General features: G+C 41.7%; 21 protein-coding genes. 15 read left to right on the top strand and 6 right to left on the bottom strand.

All coding sequences use genetic code 11. The features are described 5' to 3' along the window. Positions 1 to 27 precede the first annotated feature (27 nt). Complete coding sequence (locus J2Z69_RS05615; RefSeq protein ID WP_209859907.1) at positions 28 to 915, top strand: hypothetical protein; 888 nt, start codon at positions 28 to 30, stop codon at positions 913 to 915. A gap of 63 nt (positions 916 to 978) precedes the next feature. Beyond that, entirely contained in the window at positions 979 to 1,416 is a 438-nt protein-coding gene (locus J2Z69_RS05610; protein WP_209859905.1) for a small multi-drug export protein, read from the top strand. A 130-nt stretch (positions 1,417 to 1,546) separates the two neighbouring features. Here the strand turns inward: J2Z69_RS05610 and J2Z69_RS05605 are convergent, their stop codons facing one another. Next, positions 1,547 to 2,944 (bottom strand): alkaline phosphatase, encoded by a 1,398-nt coding sequence (locus J2Z69_RS05605; protein ID WP_342591563.1) that lies wholly within the window; start codon positions 2,942 to 2,944, stop codon positions 1,547 to 1,549. Continuing rightward, positions 2,941 to 3,198 carry a hypothetical protein gene (locus J2Z69_RS05600; protein ID WP_209859904.1) on the bottom strand — a complete coding sequence of 86 codons (258 nt, stop codon included), beginning with the start codon at positions 3,196 to 3,198 and terminating at the stop codon, positions 2,941 to 2,943. Before J2Z69_RS05600 ends, J2Z69_RS05605 begins: the two co-directional genes overlap by 4 nt. A gap of 653 nt (positions 3,199 to 3,851) precedes the next feature. On the opposite strand from J2Z69_RS05600, the gene J2Z69_RS05595 reads away from it, so the two are divergent. The 5 genes from J2Z69_RS05595 to J2Z69_RS05575 all read left to right on the top strand — a co-directional run bounded on the left by J2Z69_RS05595 (position 3,852) and on the right by J2Z69_RS05575 (position 9,333). Continuing rightward, positions 3,852 to 4,760 carry a cation diffusion facilitator family transporter gene (locus tag J2Z69_RS05595; protein ID WP_209859902.1) on the top strand — a complete coding sequence of 303 codons (909 nt, stop codon included), beginning with the start codon at positions 3,852 to 3,854 and terminating at the stop codon, positions 4,758 to 4,760. Positions 4,761 to 4,889: 129 nt separating this feature from the next. Next, entirely contained in the window at positions 4,890 to 5,207 is a 318-nt protein-coding gene (locus J2Z69_RS05590; protein WP_209859900.1) for a hypothetical protein, read from the top strand. Between the two features lie 119 nt (positions 5,208 to 5,326). Further along, a complete protein-coding gene (locus J2Z69_RS05585) occupies positions 5,327 to 6,535 on the top strand; it encodes a cytochrome P450 (RefSeq protein WP_209859898.1) in 1,209 nt (402 codons plus the stop codon). 325 nt (positions 6,536 to 6,860) lie between these two features. After that, positions 6,861 to 7,817 (top strand): osmoprotectant update ABC transporter ATP-binding subunit OpuFA, encoded by a 957-nt coding sequence (gene opuFA / locus J2Z69_RS05580; RefSeq protein WP_209859897.1) that lies wholly within the window; start codon positions 6,861 to 6,863, stop codon positions 7,815 to 7,817. Beyond that, complete coding sequence (locus J2Z69_RS05575) at positions 7,810 to 9,333, top strand: ABC transporter permease/substrate-binding protein (RefSeq protein ID WP_209859895.1); 1,524 nt, start codon at positions 7,810 to 7,812, stop codon at positions 9,331 to 9,333. The genes opuFA and J2Z69_RS05575 overlap by 8 nt, the downstream gene beginning before the upstream one ends. A 255-nt stretch (positions 9,334 to 9,588) precedes the next feature. Here the strand turns inward: J2Z69_RS05575 and J2Z69_RS19260 are convergent, their stop codons facing one another. Beyond that, complete coding sequence (locus J2Z69_RS19260; RefSeq protein ID WP_281069368.1) at positions 9,589 to 9,711, bottom strand: hypothetical protein; 123 nt, start codon at positions 9,709 to 9,711, stop codon at positions 9,589 to 9,591. 340 nt (positions 9,712 to 10,051) lie between these two features. Here J2Z69_RS19260 and J2Z69_RS05570 point away from each other — a divergent pair, with 340 nt between their 5' ends. From J2Z69_RS05570 to J2Z69_RS05550, 5 genes are all read left to right on the top strand, one after another. Beyond that, positions 10,052 to 11,221, top strand: coding sequence for a type III polyketide synthase (locus J2Z69_RS05570; protein WP_209859893.1), 1,170 nt, complete (start codon positions 10,052 to 10,054; stop codon positions 11,219 to 11,221). Beyond that, the gene (locus J2Z69_RS05565; RefSeq protein ID WP_209859891.1) at positions 11,208 to 11,972 is read left to right on the top strand and encodes a methyltransferase domain-containing protein; all 765 of its coding nucleotides are present in this window, start codon (positions 11,208 to 11,210) and stop codon (positions 11,970 to 11,972) included. Before J2Z69_RS05570 ends, J2Z69_RS05565 begins: the two co-directional genes overlap by 14 nt. Beyond that, positions 11,960 to 13,117 carry an NAD(P)/FAD-dependent oxidoreductase gene (locus J2Z69_RS05560; protein ID WP_209859889.1) on the top strand — a complete coding sequence of 386 codons (1,158 nt, stop codon included), beginning with the start codon at positions 11,960 to 11,962 and terminating at the stop codon, positions 13,115 to 13,117. The genes J2Z69_RS05565 and J2Z69_RS05560 overlap by 13 nt, the downstream gene beginning before the upstream one ends. Before the next feature lie 201 nt (positions 13,118 to 13,318). Then, entirely contained in the window at positions 13,319 to 13,705 is a 387-nt protein-coding gene (locus J2Z69_RS05555) for a MerR family transcriptional regulator (RefSeq protein WP_209859887.1), read from the top strand. A 79-nt stretch (positions 13,706 to 13,784) separates the two neighbouring features. Then, positions 13,785 to 14,759, top strand: a complete 975-nt coding sequence (locus J2Z69_RS05550; RefSeq protein ID WP_245338958.1) for an aldo/keto reductase — start codon at positions 13,785 to 13,787, stop codon at positions 14,757 to 14,759. Positions 14,760 to 14,883: 124 nt separating this feature from the next. Here the strand turns inward: J2Z69_RS05550 and J2Z69_RS05545 are convergent, their stop codons facing one another. Beyond that, positions 14,884 to 15,816, bottom strand: a complete 933-nt coding sequence (locus tag J2Z69_RS05545; protein WP_245339069.1) for an amidohydrolase family protein — start codon at positions 15,814 to 15,816, stop codon at positions 14,884 to 14,886. Positions 15,817 to 15,836: 20 nt separating this feature from the next. Then, the gene (locus J2Z69_RS05540; RefSeq protein WP_209859883.1) at positions 15,837 to 16,679 is read right to left on the bottom strand and encodes an alpha/beta hydrolase; all 843 of its coding nucleotides are present in this window, start codon (positions 16,677 to 16,679) and stop codon (positions 15,837 to 15,839) included. Positions 16,680 to 16,806: 127 nt separating this feature from the next. On the opposite strand from J2Z69_RS05540, the gene J2Z69_RS05535 reads away from it, so the two are divergent. From J2Z69_RS05535 to J2Z69_RS05525, 3 genes are all read left to right on the top strand, one after another. Continuing rightward, a complete protein-coding gene (locus tag J2Z69_RS05535) occupies positions 16,807 to 17,364 on the top strand; it encodes a TetR/AcrR family transcriptional regulator (RefSeq protein ID WP_209859882.1) in 558 nt (185 codons plus the stop codon). A 102-nt stretch (positions 17,365 to 17,466) separates the two neighbouring features. Further along, positions 17,467 to 17,913: a GNAT family N-acetyltransferase gene (locus tag J2Z69_RS05530; protein ID WP_209859880.1), complete on the top strand. Its 447-nt coding sequence runs from the start codon at positions 17,467 to 17,469 to the stop codon at positions 17,911 to 17,913. A 125-nt stretch (positions 17,914 to 18,038) separates the two neighbouring features. Then, positions 18,039 to 18,815, top strand: coding sequence for a polysaccharide deacetylase family protein (locus J2Z69_RS05525; RefSeq protein WP_209859878.1), 777 nt, complete (start codon positions 18,039 to 18,041; stop codon positions 18,813 to 18,815). Positions 18,816 to 18,900: 85 nt separating this feature from the next. Here the strand turns inward: J2Z69_RS05525 and J2Z69_RS19385 are convergent, their stop codons facing one another. Next, the gene (locus J2Z69_RS19385) at positions 18,901 to 20,676 is read right to left on the bottom strand and encodes a sensor histidine kinase (RefSeq protein ID WP_209859876.1); all 1,776 of its coding nucleotides are present in this window, start codon (positions 20,674 to 20,676) and stop codon (positions 18,901 to 18,903) included.

Genomic DNA, 20,676 nt, shown 5'->3' with positions numbered 1-20,676 from the left:
GTAAATCTTGATAAAGGAGGAAATAGAGTGTCTAAACGAAGTAAAATTTTTATAAGTAAGGGCTATATTCTGGTAGCTGCGGGTTTAATGATTTTAGTGGGGGGCTCTATCCTACTTTTGGCTCTGAACAAAAGTCTACCTGAAAGAGTTGAGCTTAACGAAGAAAAAGTTAAAACAGAGGCAGCTCCAAATATTACCAATAAGGTCACACCTGCTGGATATACGATCATCGATTTTTCGCAACCTGTTCCGGGGGAAGAAGAGGCCTATGAAATTTACTTGAAAAAAGCGAATCCCACTCACACTCAAGAACAGATTGATGAGGAAAATAAGGAGTATCGGGAGCAAAAAATGGCTAGAAATCTGGGTCTAAATGCTACTCAGGCTGCTTCATATGCAACGAATTACTTGAAAAAATTCTATGGAGTAGACCTAACAGGTTACAGAGTTGAAACGCATTATTTACGTAATGCATTACCGAATTTGGATTTTTGGTGGTTTACTATTTACAAACAAAGGGAGGGCAAGAATAATAACCTTACATATTATATTAAAATAGATACAATGAAGGGATCTCTCCTAGCAATGAGTTCTGCTAGAGATAATTCAGATAAGGATTTGAGTACTAATCTGAGTGATCCTAGCTGGCGAAAAGCGGCTGTAGCACATGCCAAGCGTCTTATACCTGAGCAAGTCTCTATTATCGATAGCAAGGTGCTTTACGGCAATGCCACATTGGGAATTGTTGTTCTGATCAAGCTTTCTAATGGCTCAGACTCTGTAATCCGGGTTGCCGGCGCTAAGCGAGAAGCAGCAGCATACCAATCTTTCCCTTCAGGTTATGATGGCAGTTGGGAGCAGCCCATCGCAGATGGTGATAGTCCACCCTGTTGCAAGATCACAGAAAAACGTTAATAAGATCTAAAATTACTTTAGGTCTCTTTTTCTTGCTATACTTAGAGGAAAAAGGGGATTTACATGAGTAATATACTAGAGTGGTTATCCGTACTAGGCACCGGAATACTAGAGTTATGGGCAGCAATTCTTCTGGGGCTCGCCTTCAAGATTCATCCGATTCTGACAGGGACATTAAGTGCAGTAGGTTCTATTATCAGTACGTTAATTGTAATTTTCTTTGCTTCCTCGATACGGAATTGGCTGATACATATTACTCAAGGTAAAAATAAAGGAAGAGCCCGCAATATGAACCGAATTTGGGCTAAATACGGAATTGTAGGTATCGGATTCCTATCTCCTCTTATAACGGGCTCATTGCTTGGTGCGGCTATAGGCATATCATTTGGCGCCGAGCCACGCAAGCTGTTCATATGGATGACGATAGGTATTATATTTTGGAGTGCAGTTCTGACTACGGTGGCGGCTTTAGGTTTTAATGCTTTTCTTTTTGGAAATTAAAGTTGGGAACAAGATGCTATATCCTATATCTTCGTTTCATTTTGTTATTCTATTCTATTAAATTACAAAAAAAGCCGAATTCGTTGGTCTATCAACGAATTCGGCTTTTTACTAGCACTTCCCCCTTAAATTACTTGATCCAATCTAAAACACTACGGTCAATCCAAAGCTTGTTATCTATGAGCAAAGTAGAAATGCGCAGGAGTTTCTTTTGTCCATTAAGCAGAGCGTAGTTCTTATCAACGGCTAGGCGTACAGTCACACTTCCCTTTTTAATTACAGCTGCAGGAAAAGCTTTATCGCTATTATCGAAAGTAACCGAAGCGCCTAAGGCACGAATATCATGACCGGAAGCGTACTGCTTTTGAGCAAGCGCAGTCAAGTCCAAGCCAGACACGTATTGTACATATTTATTGATATCTGTATTTTGCACGACACCACTTTTCACAAAATCGGAAGGCTTGAAATTGTTAGGATGATAGGCATAAAGGATAACGTCTTCGGATGTATGATCTTCATGGGCGAAGGAAATGCCAGCTTTTTGTCCAAGCATTCTTCCGATCACGCCCGAGAAGTCCCCTTCTTCTTTTTTCCATTCTTGCTTAATAGTACTCAGATCTTTGGAGGACAGACTGCGCAGTCCATAGCCCTGATCCAACACTCGCTTTAGATTAGAGCCATCTTTGTTGATTTTATTGCGAAGCGCATGATTGGTCATCTTCGCTTGGTGCATCACATCGTTAAATGATGGGGAAGAATCATAATTTGTAAGGTAAAGCCCCCCTGTATTATGATCCGCCATCGATACTACAGCCGTATGGCCATCCTTCTTAGCAAAATCCATAGCTACTTTTAGCGCTTTATCATAAGCACGAGTCTCACTAATTATCCCAACGGGGTCGTTCTCGTGTCCAAATGTATCGATGTCGCTGGCCTCTACCATTAAGAAAAATCCTTTGGGATTAGCAGCCAAGATCGATAAAGATTTCTCGGTCATCTCGGCAAGACTGGGTTGCAGCTTCGGATTACGATCGAAATCGGCGTCTAAATTCCAAGGTTGGAACAAGCCCCAAATTTTAGTGGATTTGGACTGATCCATTTGATTCTTGTTGGTTACATAGCTATACCCTTGCGCTTTTAGGGCTGTAACTAAATTGACTCCGTCTGAACGATCTCCATCATCTACACCTTTGGGCTTCATGAGCGCTGCTCCGCCGCCAAAGAGAACGTCAACCCCACTATAGGCCATTTGCTTAGTAATATTCTCAGAATCATTCCGGCTAACGGCATGGGTTACAAAAGCATCGGGGGTCGCATCATCTATTGTACATGTAAACACGAGTCCCGTAGATTTTCCTGCGAGCTTGGCCGCTTCCAAAAGAGTAGGCACAGGCTTATTGGCCTCACCAGATTTAGTTGCAGGAACGCCAGGCATCGTAACTTTAGCAGGAAGGACACTAAGCGACTCGGTTACAGCTTTATATCCTGTGGCATACGCTGTGGCTGCTGCGCCCGAATCGGTTGTTATGGAATCAGATGCGTAGTTTTCACCAAGCCATCTACATACTTGTCCGCTTCTAGAGGAGTCCCATTCTGATACCAGCGTGTTAAACCTGTAATCGAGTTACCCATACCATCTGGAATCACCATGATTATATTTTTCACAGCATTCTCGCCCGCATTCGTAGCAGGTGCTGCATAGGACATTTGCTGTCCAGCCAAAGTTCCAGAGATAAGAAGTGAACCTAGCATGCCGTAAATCCAAGGTGCTTTTGACTCCATGATGTAACATTCCTCCAGTATTTAAGTATTCCCTAGATTAAGGGCTTATTTTATTAGTATTACGTAAACATGTTTACAGAACGTCAAGGAGAGTAGTTTAATATGTTAACTATTACTTGATAGAGTTCACCAAGTGCACATACATGTTTTTTGAGAATTAAGCAGTACATTGGCATAGCGCCGGCTAAATACATTAAATGGAGCAAGTACATAAAAAGGCAATCTCTCTACATAGATTAATAGACTTTTTTAGGAAAATAAAATAGATATTTATAAACGACACGCATGTCGTTATTATTGTGTTAACTATAACATTCTGCTATTCTTGTACATTGGCAAGTATCGTGGGTATGGTTACCCCTATTATTCTTCATGGGTGGTGGAGCAGCAGGTTTCGTAATTATCCCTTTTCAAGCTGGAGTTAATAAGAGAACGTGGCTTTTATTGTCTCAGGTAGCTTGTTAGTAGGTATAGGTAGTGGAGCTTGGTTGTTGAGGAAGCACGTAGAACGAAGATACATTTGATTGATATGCAAGAGCGTGAGATTCAACTTAAATCATTGTGTTTATGAGATGATACCGGACGTTGAGGACGGTAAATTAATAGAGATAGACAGAGTGTAAGTCGAACTTAGCGCAAAGGGGATCTAATGAATGAGCGAGAAGCATGGGCATGATCATGCTCACGGTACAATGAACTACAATAAGGCTTTCGGCATCGGTATATTTTTAAATAGTGCTTTCGTTATTGTTGAAGCAATTTATGGGGTTATGAGTCATTCTCTATCTCTAATTGCGGATGCAGGGCACAACTTAAGCGATGTGCTTGCATTAGTGTTAGCTTGGGTAGCAAGCATTTTGGTGAATAAAAAGCCTACAGCTCAGCGGACCTATGGTTTTAAGCGTTCTTCTATCCTTGCTGCACTTTTCAATGCACTATTCTTGCTAATTGCGATTGGGGCGATTGCCTGGGAGGCAATACGTAGGTTTAATAATCCTCAGCCCGTGGTTGAAGGAACGGTAATATGGGTTGCGGCCGTAGGCATCGTAATCAATGCAATTACAGCGCTGCTGTTCATGAGGGGGAGCAAAGGAGATATTAATGTCAAAGGCGCGTTTCTTCATATGGCAGCAGATGCAGGCGTTTCACTAGGTGTTGTTATTGCAGGGGTCATTATTCTAATGACCAATTGGGTCTGGCTCGATCCTGTAGTGAGTCTGCTAATTGTTATTGTCGTATTCATCAGTACATGGACTTTATTAAAAGATTCCGTGAATATGGCTCTAGACGCTGTTCCTAATGGTATCAATATTTCAGAAGTAAAAACCTACTTTGAGGGTCTTTCCTCCGTTACTAACGTCCATGATCTGCATATCTGGGGAATGAGCACAACAGAGAATGCTTTAACAGTGCATCTAGTTGTCCAAGAGCCGATGGATCATGAGGAACTGATTAGACAGAGTACACAAGATTTACATGAAAAGTTCAGTATTGATCACGCCACGATACAGATTGAGAAAAATAACTATGATTGCAAATTGGCCCCGGATCATATTGTGTAACTAGAATGAAATGAAGATAACTATTTAGCACGATTCTCTGTTCTATTAAGAGATGAGTGCTTTTTTTATAATTTTTATCCGTACAATTCAATTCTCATCTATAGTCTAAGTTCTGAAAAGGGGCACGATATGAAATTTAACAAAGGGTTATTTATCGCGTGGATTATTCCCCAAATCGCCATGAGTATAGCAAATGTAGGGGTATTAATCTTCATACTCATGCATTGGGAAGGACTTGTACAAATCCATAGGGCAGCCATGTGGACGATGAACTGGTTCCTATTTCTAGTCGTGATGGTCTTTGGCTGGATTCGAATCCGTCATGGTATCGGCAAGGTAGATTTCATGTTCCTTATGACCAAGAGGGTCATGAATGACTGCTACAAAATAATAGAACAAAAAATACTAGCAAGCCTATGGGCGTACCCGATCCAGAGGTCAGGCTAGTTTTGTTTTAACTAAAATAACAAAAATAGAGTATGCCTATATTTTCATATACATAAAAGGTAAAAAATGGTACATTTGTCTTGCGAGATGCCTTATTTTAATTTTAAAGGAGGATACTTATGAAGACGAAGGATCAGCTGTATGTACAGGAAATTACTCAATTCAAGACTAAGGAACAATTCTGGAATCCACACGTATGGTACAAAGAAATGAGAGAGAAATCTCCGGTATTTTATGATGAACAACAAGATACTTGGAATGTATTTCTGTATGAGGATGCCAAGAAAGTGTTGAGTGATTATCAGCTTTTTCCTAGTGCACGAGATCGAAGCCTGATTCCTGTTCCGCTTGAAGAGAACAAAGTGAATCTGATTTTCTCGGATCCTCCTGAACATAAGAAACGTCGGGCACTACTTGCCAAAGCTTTTACTCCTAGAAGCCTTCAGATGTGGGAACCCCGGATTAAGGCACTAGTAGATGAGCTGGTGGGGAACCTTGTACCTGGTGAACCTATTAACATTGTTGAGAAATTAGCCATCCCCTTGCCGGTGACGATCATAGCCAACTTGCTCGGGGTGCCAACTGAAGATTGGAAGATAATCAAAGAATGGTCAGATGTGTTATTCCTGAGTCACGACCTGCAACGTGTGAAAGAGCTCAAACAGCTCAAAGAACAGGCAGGAAAAGAGTTCGGGGCCTATCTTTATCCGATTGTCGTGGCCAAACGACTTGATCCCGCAGATGATATTATCTCGGATCTTATCCGCGCAGAATATGAGGGTTCGCATTTTACAGATATGGAGATTGTGCATACCGTAATGGGTTTACTAGGGGCAGGTAATGAGACCACGACAACCTTAATTACGAATATGTTCTATAGTCTTGCAGAAGATAATATGGCTGCGTATGGGCAGCTCCGTGCAGATCCAAGTCTTGCTCCCAAAGTTATTGAGGAAGTGTTACGCTATCGATTCAATATTACATTAGATCGACGAATTGGCGAGGATACGGATATATTTGGACCTCATATGAAAAAAGATCAACATATCATTGCATGGATTTCTTCAGCGAATCGTGATGAGTCTCAATTTCCGAATGGGGAACAATTTGACATCCTTCGTGAAGGGAGCAACAAACATTTAACCTTTGGAGGGGGTAATCATTTCTGTCTAGGTGCACCTCTTGCTAGAATGGAAGCGGTACTTGCACTCGAGGCTTTCGTTAAGCGATTTAGCAGTTACCGTCTTGCAGATGACTATATTCCACAAGATCATCTAGGGCAAAATAGTCACGAATTGAAGGCATTGTCCATTATCTTAGAAGAATAGTTAAATGATAAAGAGGTTTAACCCGCGAAAGGATAACATTCCAATTGCGGGTTATTTCTGTGACCGTATACCTTATGAGTCATTCCATTGATGAGGCATCCTGCTCATGACGATATTGCATCAAATGATGCTTTCTTGTTTCTGTATTGTATATTTTTGTTAAAGTTGCTGATTCACTTGCTAGTTTTGTGATTAAAGGCTGATAGAGGACATTTGAGAAGTTCTTCATATCCACATATACATAAATTCAATTTACTTCATGAACTAGCTAACAGTTGTTGTTTATTCTAGTAAAATTGTATAACACTTATAAGGGAAGTGACCCATGATAACTTTTAAAGATGCGTCAAAACGTTTTGCAAATGGCGCAGTGGCTGTAGATTCTTTGGATCTAGAGATCGACAAAGGGGAGTTTTTTGTTCTGATTGGCCCTAGTGGCTGCGGGAAAACAACAACATTAAAGATGATCAATCGGTTGATCCCCTTATCAGATGGCACAGTATGGATTAAAGGAAAGCGAATTAGTGATTATGATATCCATGAACTTCGATGGAGTATTGGTTATGTATTACAGCAAATTGGATTGTTCCCTCACATGACTATTGCAGAGAACATAGCGGTCGTGCCAGAACTTAAGCAATGGGACAAGCAAAAGATCAAAGCGCGTGTGGATGAGTTGCTACATATGGTGGGCCTTGAACCATCCGAATATCGTGACCGCAAACCTCATGAACTTTCGGGAGGACAGCAACAGCGCATTGGTGTCTTGCGGGCATTAGCTGCGGATCCAGAAATTCTACTAATGGATGAGCCGTTCAGCGCCTTAGATCCTTTTAGCCGAGAGAAATTGCAAGATGACTTGTTAGATATCCAACGTAAAATTAAAAAGACCATTGTGTTTGTCACCCATGATATGCAGGAGGCTGTAAAGCTTGGGGACCGGATATGTCTAATGAAAGATGGGAAAATCGTGCAACTGGGAACACCGCAGGAACTGATATCAAATCCTGTGAATGACTTTGTCCGTGAATTTGTAGGCGAGCAAGCCGTTCGCTTTGATTGGGAGAAGCTAGTTACTCCGCATGGACCATCAGACATCCATTCAGAGCACACGAGCAAAGTAACTTTAAGCACGCCTTTACATGAAGTGTTAGAGCATTTCAGTGAACACGAGCTGTTGAACGTCGAGGATCAAGGGCAGTTCATCGGAACTATCCGTAGACAACAGGTGCTTGAAGAATTAGCGGACCAACTGAAGAAAAGAGGACAACTCCATGAATAATGTCATGAATACATTTGTGGAGCGAAAAGGGCAGCTCTTCACAGCTTTGTTGCAGCATATACAGCTCTCCCTAGTAGCCTTGTTTTTTGCATTGCTGATTGCGATCCCCCTTGGAATTTATCTAACGCGAAAAAGAAAAGTCGCGGAGTTCATCATTGGAATTACGGCGGTTCTGCAGACGATTCCCTCTCTAGCGCTCCTTGGATTATTGATTCCTTTATTCGGCATCGGCATTGTTCCAGCGATGATAGCCTTAATCGTGTATGCGCTGTTACCGATTTTACGGAATACGTATACGGGAATTAAGGAAGTAAGTCCCTTACTGATAGAAGCAGCAAGTGCAATGGGCATGAATTCTCGCAAAAGATTAATTAAAGTAGAGTTGCCTTTAGCTATGCCTGTCATTATGGCGGGTGTAAGGACAGCGGCGATTCTTATTATCGGGACGGCTACGATGGCAGCACTGATTGGTGCTGGTGGATTAGGAGATTTAATTTTGCTTGGAATTGATCGGAACGATTCCTCACTTATCATCTTAGGTGCGGTACCCGCTGCGTTATTAGCTATTCTATTTGATATTTCCCTTCGTCAAATGGAGAAGATTTCGTTCAAAAAGACGATGATTACCGCAGGAGTATTCGCTCTAATTGTGGTTCTTGTCGTCACGATTCCTTGGATGGGGAAGGGCAGCAAACAAGAGTTAGTTATTGCAGGTAAGCTAGGTAGTGAACCTGAAATACTAATCAATATGTATAAACTCCTCATTGAGCAGGATACGGATCTGAACGTCGAATTGAAACCGGGGCTAGGTGGAACATCTCTGGTATATAATGCTTTGAAATCAGGCAGTATTGACATCTACCCTGAATTCTCCGGTACGGCTATTGCCGAATTTTTGAAAGAAAAGCCTATAAATACGGATAGTAAATCCGTATATGAACAGGCCCAAGCAGGAATGGCTAAAAAACTTAATATGGTTATGTTAGAACCCATGCAGTATAACAATACGTATGCGCTAGCCGTTCCTCAAAAACTTTCACAACAATATCAACTAAAAAAGATTTCTGACCTTGTACAAGTCCAAAATCAGATCCATGCAGGCTTTACTAGAGAGTTCACAGATCGCTCGGACGGATATCCGGGGCTAAAGAAAGTATATAATTTAAACTTCCCATCAATCACTACGATGGAGTCCAAGCTTAGATATACCGCCTTAAATAGTGGAGATATTAATTTGGTGGATGCTTACTCTACGGACAGTGAATTGCAACAATATAAAATGACTGTATTAGAAGACGACAAGCACTTCTTCCCTCCTTATCAAGGTGCACCTTTGCTGAAGCAAGTCACTCTAGATGAGCATCCGGAACTTAAGGGCGTACTCAACAAGCTAGGCGGCAAAGTTACCGATGACGAAATGCGCAAAATGAATTATGAAGTAGCTGTTCAGGGTAAGAGTGCTAAACAGGTAGCTGAGGAGTTCTTACGAGAAGCGGGTCTATTGAATAGTAAATAATTTCATTTGAAGGATGGTATCAGGAGTAATAAATTAACATTTAAAATATAAGAAAAAAGTCCACGCTTTGAGGTGGGCTTTTTTCTTATATAAAAATTGAATTTTAATATGTGGGAAGCTTATATTATGCTCTGTAAAAAAAGAAAAAGAGAGGCAAAGGACGCCTCTCTATGGATAGCTTATGATAGCTACAGATCATTCTTAAGTAGTGCTGCTTGATGATAGGCTAACAATACTAGAATGCTTTTTTGCTAATTAGCAGCAGCCATCCGCGTAATAACCGCCAAAGTCATTCCAGCTATAATGTGTGTTGTAATAATGACCACTATTACCATAGCAGTTCAGAGCACTTCCACAATAAGGTTGATGTGCTTGCATAGGATTCACCTCCTTTCAATAGACAACTTGAGTAAAGTCATATATTTCAGTCCGTTATACTTCTGAGATGTCCTTGTAGTAGATGAAGGGGCACTGCGGGGAAAACATAGTCGAGGTCAATTGTGTAAGCGCTTTTATTTAAATATAATATAGCATATCACTATATCAAATGGAAATATATTCTATTTAATTATTTTAATTAGAAAGTATACATTATAGTGAACCTTCCTTAGTTAGGCTGTGTCCTTTTCTAGCGGGAAAGTTTTTGGATATAACTGACTGTACTGGTTATCTTATTCTTAACGAAAAGATTTCCATTTCTTGCAGGGGGTTATACGATATGAACCACACGAGTAGTAAAGAAGCGGTCGCAATCCTAGGGATCGGAACGGCATTACCCCAACATTCATTTTCACAGTCGAGTGTGGCTGAATTAATCACTTCTTCATTACAGGACAAGCCGGATTTAGCTCGTTTTGCTAGACGCATATTCAAATCTTGTGGAGTAGAGACACGCTACACCTGTGAACCGAGCTACCTAAGTTCGAAGGAAGACTGTCGTTATATTCCCTCAGGCCAGTTGTCTGATGTTCCCTCTACGCAGGAACGAATGAACACATACAAGAAAGAAGCATTTCCCCTAGGTATTCAAGCGGCTGCGGAAGCTTTAAGCGAAGCAGGAACTTCCCTAGATGCCATTACGCATCTAATTACGGTAAGCTGCACTGGTCAGTATCTCCCGGGCCTTGATGTGATGTTGATGGGGCATCTCGGATTGTCGCCACGCGTGAACCGCATTCCATTGATTTTTCAAGGCTGCGCAGCTGGCCTTAAAGCGATTCAGATGGCAAGAGATGTGGTTCAAGGAATGGCAGATGCTCAGGTGTTAATAGTATGTGTGGAGCTATGCACACTTCATTTTCAGCCTGTATCGGAGAGGGAAGCATTATTCGCGGCTTCTTTCTTTGGCGATGGTGCCTCCGCCTGTGTCATCGGACCTCCAACAGCCGATCATCATGATTATTTTAACCTTGGGTATGGTTATTCCGTTCTCATACCTCATTCTACGGAAGATATGACTTGGGAGGTTGGCAATACAGGGTTTGATCTTTTTTTATCGCCGCAGATTCCCAAACTGCTCGGCACACATTTAGAGTCTGAGTTACAGTCTCTGCTTAATGGTGATCCACTTCCTGAACTGTGGGCCATCCACCCAGGAGGACGTGGCATTGTCGATGCAGTTCAGACGGTCATGCATTTATCAGATGAACAGACGCACTATAGCCGGGAAATTCTACGCAATGTAGGCAACTTATCTTCTGTAACTATTCTTTTTGTACTGAAATCCATGCTTAAGGATCAAAGCTCACATCACAGCGACCATCCGTCTCCACTAACAGGCATAGCAATGGCATTTGGACCGGGATTGACCGCTGAGCTTATGCGTTTTGAATATGTATCTTCCTATGCTGCATACTCCGCTAAGGAGCAGCAACATGTTGTTCTTTAGATCCTTAGCGAATCGTGCTCAAGAAGATGAACTTATGGATGACTTCTCCTTAGGTGGCGAGGAACTTATAGAAGCACTGGAGCATTTAAGACGCCTAAATCGAATATTTGCAGCTCCAGGGCCCACGATATATGGGGTAGAAAAACTATGGGAAGCCATTGGAAAGCCCTCTACACTAAGTATCTTGGATGTGGGTGCAGGGTCAGGCGATGTGAATCATAAGCTGCTTCAGTGGGCAGATCAGAAAGGAATTCAGCTCGAAGTTACACTTGTGGATATGACCGCAGAGGCATGCGCTGAAGCTATACGTCAATTTCATAATGAATCGAGAGTTAAGGTACTTCAGGCGGATGTCAAGGAACTACCCAGACGTATGGCCGACATCGTTACGGGGTCCCAATTTGTTCATCATTTCAGTGGGGATAGCTTGGTAGAGATTGTCTCACATATGCTCAAGGCTTCAAAGTATGGCGTAGTCATCAACGATATACATAGGCATCCGATATCTTACACGGCAGTATGGTTGATGACCCGTCTCATTTCTCGTAATCGCTATATCCGGCATGATGGGCCGCTCTCCGTCGCCAAGGGATTTACAAATCGAGATTGGCAGGAGCTAAAACAAAGACTAGATCACGATTCCATGACCTATACATGGCAACCGCTTTTTCGATATTCGGTCGTGATTCCTCAATTACCAGACTTGGACTCACGTGTAACCAAGGAGGCTGTGCTAACATGGCAACGGTAAAGGAAGTGGATGTGGTCGTAATTGGGGCAGGTATTGCTGGCAGCAGTTGCGCCATTCAACTTGCCTCCCTTGGACATCATACAATTCTTCTAGATCGTCAGGAATTCCCCCGTCATAAGACATGTGGAGAATTCATGTCCCCTGAGACAAAGGAAATGCTGGATCACTTAGATATAGACCTTTTAGAGCAATCCCACTCACCAAGTCTTATACACTCCGCTAAAATATATATGCCCCGTGGTGGAGTCATCCAAGCTAATTTACCTGGACCGGCCTATGGCATCAGTCGCTTTACGTTGGATCGTCTTCTGCATCAGAAAGCGATTAACGCTGGGGCAGAGGTTGTGACAAAAGCAGTCGTGACCCGAATAGATCAAGCTCAAGAGCAACGCTATGAAGTACATATAAAACAGGGGAGGCAAGAGACTAGGTACGTGGCAAAAGCAGTCATCGGAGCCTATGGAACAAAAGGTCCTCGTCATTCCCATGCCACTAAAGAGAAAAGTTCGAAGGATGTATATGTGGGCATCAAGAGTCATTATAAGGGGATCGACTTATCTTCGGAAGTGGAGCTTTATTTTTGCGATGGAGGGTATGTAGGGATTTCCCCGATTGAAAATGGACTCGTGAATGTTGCAGCGCTGCTAAGTTTGGAAGTCGTGCAGCGTTATGGGAAATCAGTATTAGACATTCTAAACGGAATAGCAAATACCAATTCACAATTAGCAAAAAGGCTTGCAGAAGGAGCATCTGTCCCAAAGACTCAAGTCTCGGTGGCACCTATTCGGTTGTCTGAACATCCACAGCCATGGTCCGAATACCCTCATGTGGGTGATGCTTTACTCGTTATCCCGCCGTTGTGTGGGGATGGGATGTCCATTGCGCTCCGGTCCGCCGTGTTATGTTCGCGTTGTACCGATGCATATTTACGGGGATCATTAAGCTTGGTTGAATGGCAATCTCAGTACTCGCGTGAAGCACATGAAGAGTTTGAAGTTTTGCTCAAGCGAGCTAGGAGAATACAAAACATGGCCTTTGCCAAGACAAACTGGATATATCCTAGCGTGGTGAGGCTTTTCCCCGGATTGGGTAGATACCTAGTGAAGATTACCCGATTAACAACGATGATGCCCACCAAAAATTAAAGTGAGAAAAGATTACTTCAAATATAAGATTTCTAAGGTAATTTAGCCTTGGACTGAAACGTTAACCGTGTAGATGGCGTGTGGCTACTAGACAGCTAAATGCTGAATGAATAAAGGTAAATTACCAAGTTGACAATAAAATGTATCGGAAGTATACTCATGAACATGACGTTAACGTAATGTTTAAAGAGGTGAGTAAATATGAACACACGTATGCGAATCGGAGAACTGGCAGAACGAGCGGGGGTAACTCAACGCACGGTTCGACACTATGAGAGCATAGGAATCATGCCTCCAGGTGAGCGTGAAGGAACAGGGCAGCATTATTATACGGAGGAATCTCTTGAACGTCTTCGAAAAATTAATCAATTAAAAAAACTGAATTTAAGCTTAGATGAAATACGAGAGGTAGTTCAGCTATATTTTATCGATCCTAGTGGAGTTCAGTCCAAACGCAAAGCTCTTGCCGTTCTTCATCAACATCTTGCTGAAGCGAATCAGAAATTAAGTGAAATGGAGCAATTTCGTGGCGAATTAATCGCCCTGATCGAACATTTTGAGCAATGGCTTAAACAAAGAGAACTATGAATAACTAATTAGACGTAGGCCCTAGATCTGAGATTTATCCATTTTATAATTATTTAATGAATTCTAGGAGGTCTTTAAGTTGAAAAATCACTCAAATGAAAAAGAAATCACAAGACTTGGCATCGGCTGTAGTCGTATGTCGAATGCTAATTCGGATCGAGCCGAGAGCATAGCTACCATTCATGCTGCGTTAGATGCTGGAATCGCTCATATTAATACCGCAGATTTCTATAGCAGTGGTCATAACGAAATGCTAATTGGAAAAGCACTGAAAGATTACGATCGGGACAAGGCGTTTCTTTCGGTAAAGTTCGGGGCTTTAGTTGGTCCAAATGGCGCGATGTATGGTCTGGATGTAAGACCTCAGCACATCAAGAATTATTTGACTTATTCGCTTAAACGATTAGGTGTGGACTATGTCGATCTTTATCAACCGGCAAGACTTGATCTAGGTATCCCTATTGAAGAGACAATCGGAGCCATTGCGGACATGGTTAAGGCTGGATATGTCAAACATATCGGAGTGACGCAAGTGGACGCGGATACATTAAGAAAGGCGCATTCCGTTCATCCCATCCTTTTAGCGGAGTATCAATATTCTTTGTTCAATCGTAGCATGGAGAAGGATATTATACCGACCGCTAAGGAACTGGGCATTGATCTTGTGGCATTTGGAACGCTAGCCCATGGATTGCTTGGAGGCCATTGGTCAAAGGACAAAGTTAATCATGGCAATGCTCATATTCCGCTATTCGCAAAAGAAAATATAGATAAAAATCTGTCTCTTGTAGAAGCGTTACGTGAAATAGCTGAAGAGAAACAATCTACAGTGGCGCAGCTTGCAGTTGCTTGGATGCTAGCCAAACAGAAAGATATGACACTATTAATCGGTGCCCGAAAAGTAAACCAGCTTCAGGAATCCTTGAAGGCGCTGGATGTTCATCTATCTCCTACGGATATCACGAGAATTGAAGAGGCTATTCCAGCTCATGAAATAGCAGGAGGCAGCTTTCCTCAGATGAAATTCAAGAATGGAGTGGTTGTTCATCAATAAAGTTGTTTAACAATATATCTTTCAATGAAATAACAAAAAAGCCTAATTCTCAAGTTACTGGTCATATCCCTCTCTCTACTTGACAGAGATATGACCATGACTACGGAGAGAATAGGCTTTTTTGTTAGATGCGGTTCAGCAATTTTTGCGCATTGGCTGTGAACATGTTGTGTTTCTCAGCATCAGACAATACCCCCGTTTGTTCAAGCTGCTCCGCCAAATGTATGACATGTGGGGTAGGGGTGTAAGGCGTATCTGAAGCATATAGTAATTTCTTGGGGTCAATTAAATCTAATAAAGCAGGAAGTTGTTGTGGGAAAACCAAGCCAGCCACGTCAAAATATTGCGAACGCATGACAGACAGGATATCCACTTGTTCATCAGTAAGCTTTGGATTCAGGGCTTGTGCTAATTGTACTCGGCTTGCCACAATAGGAAGAACTGCGCCCGCATGAGGAATAATAAATCGGATATTAGGATAACGAAGGAACACTTTGTTTTGTAACATATTGAGAACGGTACGCGTTGTATCAAAGAAAAATTCAATAATTGGAACTGGAATCTGGCCGGCTACATGAGTGTCATAGGTCCCCGGTTCATTAGGGTGCAAGGCCACAATAGCTTGATGTTCATTTAATAATGCCATAATTGGATCTAATCTGGAATCACCTAGATAAATTCCACGCGAGTTCGTAGGCATAGTAAATCCTGCTGCCTTTTGTACGTTCAGTGCGTGCTTAATCGTTCGTAGACTTGCATCTATATAAGGAAGGGGTAAAGAAGCAAAAAAACCGATTTGATTTGGATATTTTTGCTGTTGTTCTGCTGCATAGTCATTGACCTCGGCGGCTAGCTCAATCGTGCTTATTTGTTCCCCTGTGTTAATATGGGGGGATGAGATAGACAATCCGGTATAGTCAATCTTTGTTTTATTCATGATTTCTAGGGTTGTCTCAATCGAGTAGGCGGGGGTCTTAACTCCGTCGCCCATATCATTAAATTTTTCCTTTAGAAACTTTTTATACCCAGGAGAGAGGTAATGTGCATGGAGATCCATTTTAGAATATTGCATACAGTTTACCTACTTTCTGTAAAGCATGTTGTTAAGACTTGCGCGAATTCCTGTGGTTTTTGTGCATAACCCAAGTGACCTCCGGCAATAAGATGGATGGGAACATCCAGTTTGGCGGACAAGTCCTTGACTACTTCTTGAGGGAATGAGCCCACCGAATCGGTACCATTGAATAAAATAATTTTGTCTTTTTGTTCTGCAAGCGCCTCTAGAGCGATATGCCGCCCCGTGTATTGACGAATTTCAAATTTGAACCAGAATAGCATTCCTTTAATGACAGGATGATCTCCATTTTCAATTGTTACTGCGGGTTTAGCCATCATTTGGGCATCAATCGGTGCAATATTTAGAGTTTTACCAAAAAGTCTCATTGCAGCAGGCATGCCTTCAGTTTGAGCTATTTCAATAATTTGATTATTATTAGCTATCCACTTAGAGGAGTCTGACAAAAAAGTATTAATTGGAGGTTCGTGAAAAGCAATTTTTCTAACGACATCCGGATGATCTTGTAAGGTCTCCATAGCGACAATAGCTCCGGAACTGCTACCTAAAATATATACAGGTTCATCACTAAGGTGCTTGGCTAAGGCGGCTACGTCATCAGCGTCCGTCTTCACACGATACGAACTCAGCGGACTAGCTGCTTCTTCGGGCAGTGGTTCGGTCAATTCGCTGTGTCCGTAGCCACGACGATCAAAGGTTACCACGGTATACTGATCTTGCAAATATCTTGCGGTACCTGCGAAAATATCTCCAGTACCGTTTGCTCCAGGAATGAAAATGAAGACTGGCCCTTTTCCTACCTTTTTGTAGAACAAATTAGCGCCCTTAACTTGTAAATAACTCATGTTCACTGCTCCTCACCAAGTTATGATTAAATTAGATACTTGTACGTACTGCTAACTCATGAAATGAATTATAGACTCATGATATGAGTTTTACAAGTAATAAAGAAAAATGAAAAGGACTGAACCTATGAATAAAAGAACTAGTCTATCCAGAGAAATTGTGCTTAAACAAGGCTTGAAGATTAGCAGCGAGCAAGGATTTAATCAACTGACTTATAACGGTTTAGCTCGTTCTTTATCTGTTCAGCCCCAATCCCTTTATCGATATGCTCCTAACCTGGAAAATCTTAAAAGTGGCATTGTGGCACTCTATTTGCAAGGCTTAATTGAATTAATCTACCATGAATTATTAGCTTATTCTGGAAAGGAAGCTCTTCGCAGATTTGCAGGTTGTGTGATCAGCTATTCACAATCAGAGCTACGCTTTCCACATATGGTTGGTGCATTGACTGAATTTAGTCATACAGAAGATGTTGCACAGCAAGTGGAGAAGCTGCATACGATTCTGGTCCAGATCCTCACACCTATCACCGAAGATAAATCCATGATTGAGCAAAATGAGCAATTATTTTTGACCTATCTCCTGGGACATTTACAACTAATGAATAATGGAATTGCACCGAATAAAGCCAATATTCAGCAAAATTTTGATAGAAATATTGAAAGGTTGATCTCATTGTTTTGAAGAGTGCGTTAAGTAGAATGCACATAAACCGAGCTTAAATTCATGCTAAGGAAGATTTTTTAGGAGCATTAGTTGCTGAAATTAAATTGGGGAGAGATTCAAATGAAACTTATTGAAATAACGAAGGACAATTGGGAGAAAGTTATTTTATTGACTACAAATAAAGACAACCTACATACGGTTGATGAGGAATATGTTGCTTCTAATGCCTATTCGATGGTGGAGTCATTTTTCGAATCACATATGATAGTAAAAGCGATTGAGCATGATTGTGAGTTGATTGGTTTTGCAATGTTTGGAATTCCGGGAGATGGGCATTCATATGAACTTCGCAGATTTATGATTGATAGAAAATTTCAGGGACAGGGTTACGGTAAACAGGCATTATTTCTGATTGTTGAGTACATGAGAAATCGATTTGGCTGTAAAGAGATTTATTTATCTACAGATCCTGATAATACAAAAGGCAAACATGTATATGAGTCCCTGGGATTTGTAAGTACAAGGGAAATACAAGATGAAGAAGAAGTATATGTGTTGAAATTATAAAGATTTAAATATTTCAACACATACCCTATTTTGTTTTGACCCGAAGCCCCTCTATGACTTAGAGTACATGGAACACCTAGCTCCAGCACATAATATAATGATTCTAAGTGCTGTGAGGGATGAAGATGAATACACTTATACTAGCATGGCTTTGCTTCTTTAGCTGGGCGGGTGGACAACCTTTGGAATTTCAAGAAGGACACCCTGAGGATAGAATTCATTTAGCAAAAGGGACGCCTACTTGTTCAGTCCCGATTTTGTTATATCACCGCATTGGTAAGGATACGTCGGATCTTCTCCAGATGACGCCGGATCATTTTGAAGAAGAGATGAACTACTTGAAAAGTGCCGGGTACCATTCCATTCAATTCAAAGATCTACAGGCATGCTGGGACAGAAGACAATCTTTGCCTTCCAAGCCAGTCCTTATTACTTTCGACGATGGATATGAAGATAATTATACGGCTGCGTATCCCATACTTCTTAAAACAGGGATGCGAGCAACGATATTTGTGGTCACGGGCAGCATCGGCACACCCGATCGTCTAAGTTGGGAGCAATTACAAACAATGGAGGATTCGGGTGTAATCGATACCCAGTCGCATACGGTAACGCACTTCAATCTAACCAAGCTAAATGAGCTGGGGCAGCAGCGAGAATTAGGGCCATCTAAAGATCAAATTTTGCAGCATTTAGGTCACGTTGCTAGTGTTCTGGCTTATCCCTATGGCTTCTATGATCAACGTTCTAAGCTTGCCGTGCGGAAAGCGGGCTATGCATTTGCCGTTATTGCAGAACCGGGATCCGCTTCTAAGTCACAAGGGAGATTTGCGCTACATCGCATTCTGATTCCAGCAGATTTAACATTGGAAAATTTCAAAGAAAAAGTTGAATCCCATTAACAGAGATATACACATGACGAAAAGCCGAAGGTCTCTCTATTCAGAGTACCCCGGCTTCTAATTTATGTTCACAATTATGAAAGAATCACACATCTGCTAGATTGGATTCTGGCTCTTCCATAAAAGGTAGGGTAATGCGAATAGCCGTGCCGAAGCCCGGTTCGCTTTCAATGCGTACACCATACGAGGAGCCGAACAACAACTGAATACGGCTGTCCACATTGTTGATACCAATTCCCGATAAATGCTGTTGTCGATCTTCATTGACCTGATCTGCAATAGATGACATCCCGATTCCGTCATCGATGACCTCCATAATGAGTGTATCTTCCTGTCTACGAACGAATATATGGATATTACCGCTTGGATATCCCGGGAAGGCATGAAAGAAGGCATTCTCTACAAAGGGTTGAAGGATTAACTTGGGTACAAGTGCGTGCATGCATCTAGGCTCAATCTCATAATGAACCCCAATCTGGTTCCCGTAACGGATTTGCTTAATATAGACATAATGTTTGAGCGTTGTCATCTCCTGATCCATGGTGACGCGATCTTCCGTGGAACCTAAAGTGCTTTGAAGCATCGAAATAAGACTGTTAATGGTCTCATCGACTTGATCGATGCGATTCATTTTGGCTAGATATTTAATGGAACTTAAAGTGTTATAAAGAAAGTGTGGATTAATCTGCATCTGCAGCGCATTTAAGTCTGCTTTACGCCGCTCTTGCTGCTCATAGACAAGCTTATCTGTGTACTGATCAATTTTATCGATGAACCGATTATAGGCTTTCGTTAATACATATGTCTCATAGCTCCCATTTTCTTGCAAAGGTTGATGCTTCAAGTTGTCGCCTTTGGAGTCTCTCATAGTCTTGACTAACCGATTCAAAGGACGGGTGATCCGCCGGCTGAATGAATAGACGATGACCATACTTACTAGCAATATAAGAAGGACTACCTTAAGGATCTCGTAGGAAATTTTATATAGCGAGGAAAAAGCCGTCAATTGATCGATCTCCTCGATGAGATACGCATTATATTCAGGCAAAAAATTAGAGATATAAGTCTGCTTAGTATTCTTATCAGACCAGACCCCCTCATGGTTCAAAGAGGTCTTCGTGGCTCTCGCGAGCAGAGCCGGATTTTTGCTGCTGATGAGATCCTTATTGTTGCTTGATAGCACAATACCGTTGGATGAAATAAGAGAAATATGAATGCCTTTTGAAATGTAAGGCTTGTATTTGCGATATATATTTTGTTCATCCATAATCACGGCGACATATCCATACATGCGGTCACTTGTCGTATCCATCAAGGGCTTCACGGCGAACAAGTAATTATCATAAGGGACCGATTCTGAGAACAGATCCAAACTGCTATAGTACTGAATTCGGTTCTGGATTTTACCCTCTACATTCATGAACTTCGTTATGAAATCCTGAGGAATTTTGTCCCATTTCAATGAGTTGCTCGAATAGTGACGCCCTCCCTCACTAGGGATGCCTGACACAATAATATGGGAATTCTCCGGACTTAAGTAATCCTTATACAGATCGATGTAGCGACCGAGCGCGATGACTAGGTTGATTTGTTCAATAGGCGTCGTCGCTGGCTTCGTAATATAATTCTTGAACTCTGAACTTCGATTCACTTGAAGCATCGTATTGACCACTTGATCGTTATAGCTCAGCAGATCGTCCTTAACGAGATTCATATTGGCAGAGGAGCTGCGTGTCACTTGATCAAGCAATATTCGCTCTGAGATAGAGGAAGAAGTTAACATAAGTAGGACTGATATAAGAACAATCCCCGAGAACATCAACATTAGAATTTTAACAAACATGCTATTTTTGCGTAACAC

The organism is Paenibacillus shirakamiensis, from assembly GCF_017874255.1.
GTDB lineage: Bacteria > Bacillota > Bacilli > Paenibacillales > Paenibacillaceae > Fontibacillus > Fontibacillus shirakamiensis.
Note: the sequence above shows the minus strand (reverse complement) of the source record. Positions and strands in the feature narration are given on the sequence as shown.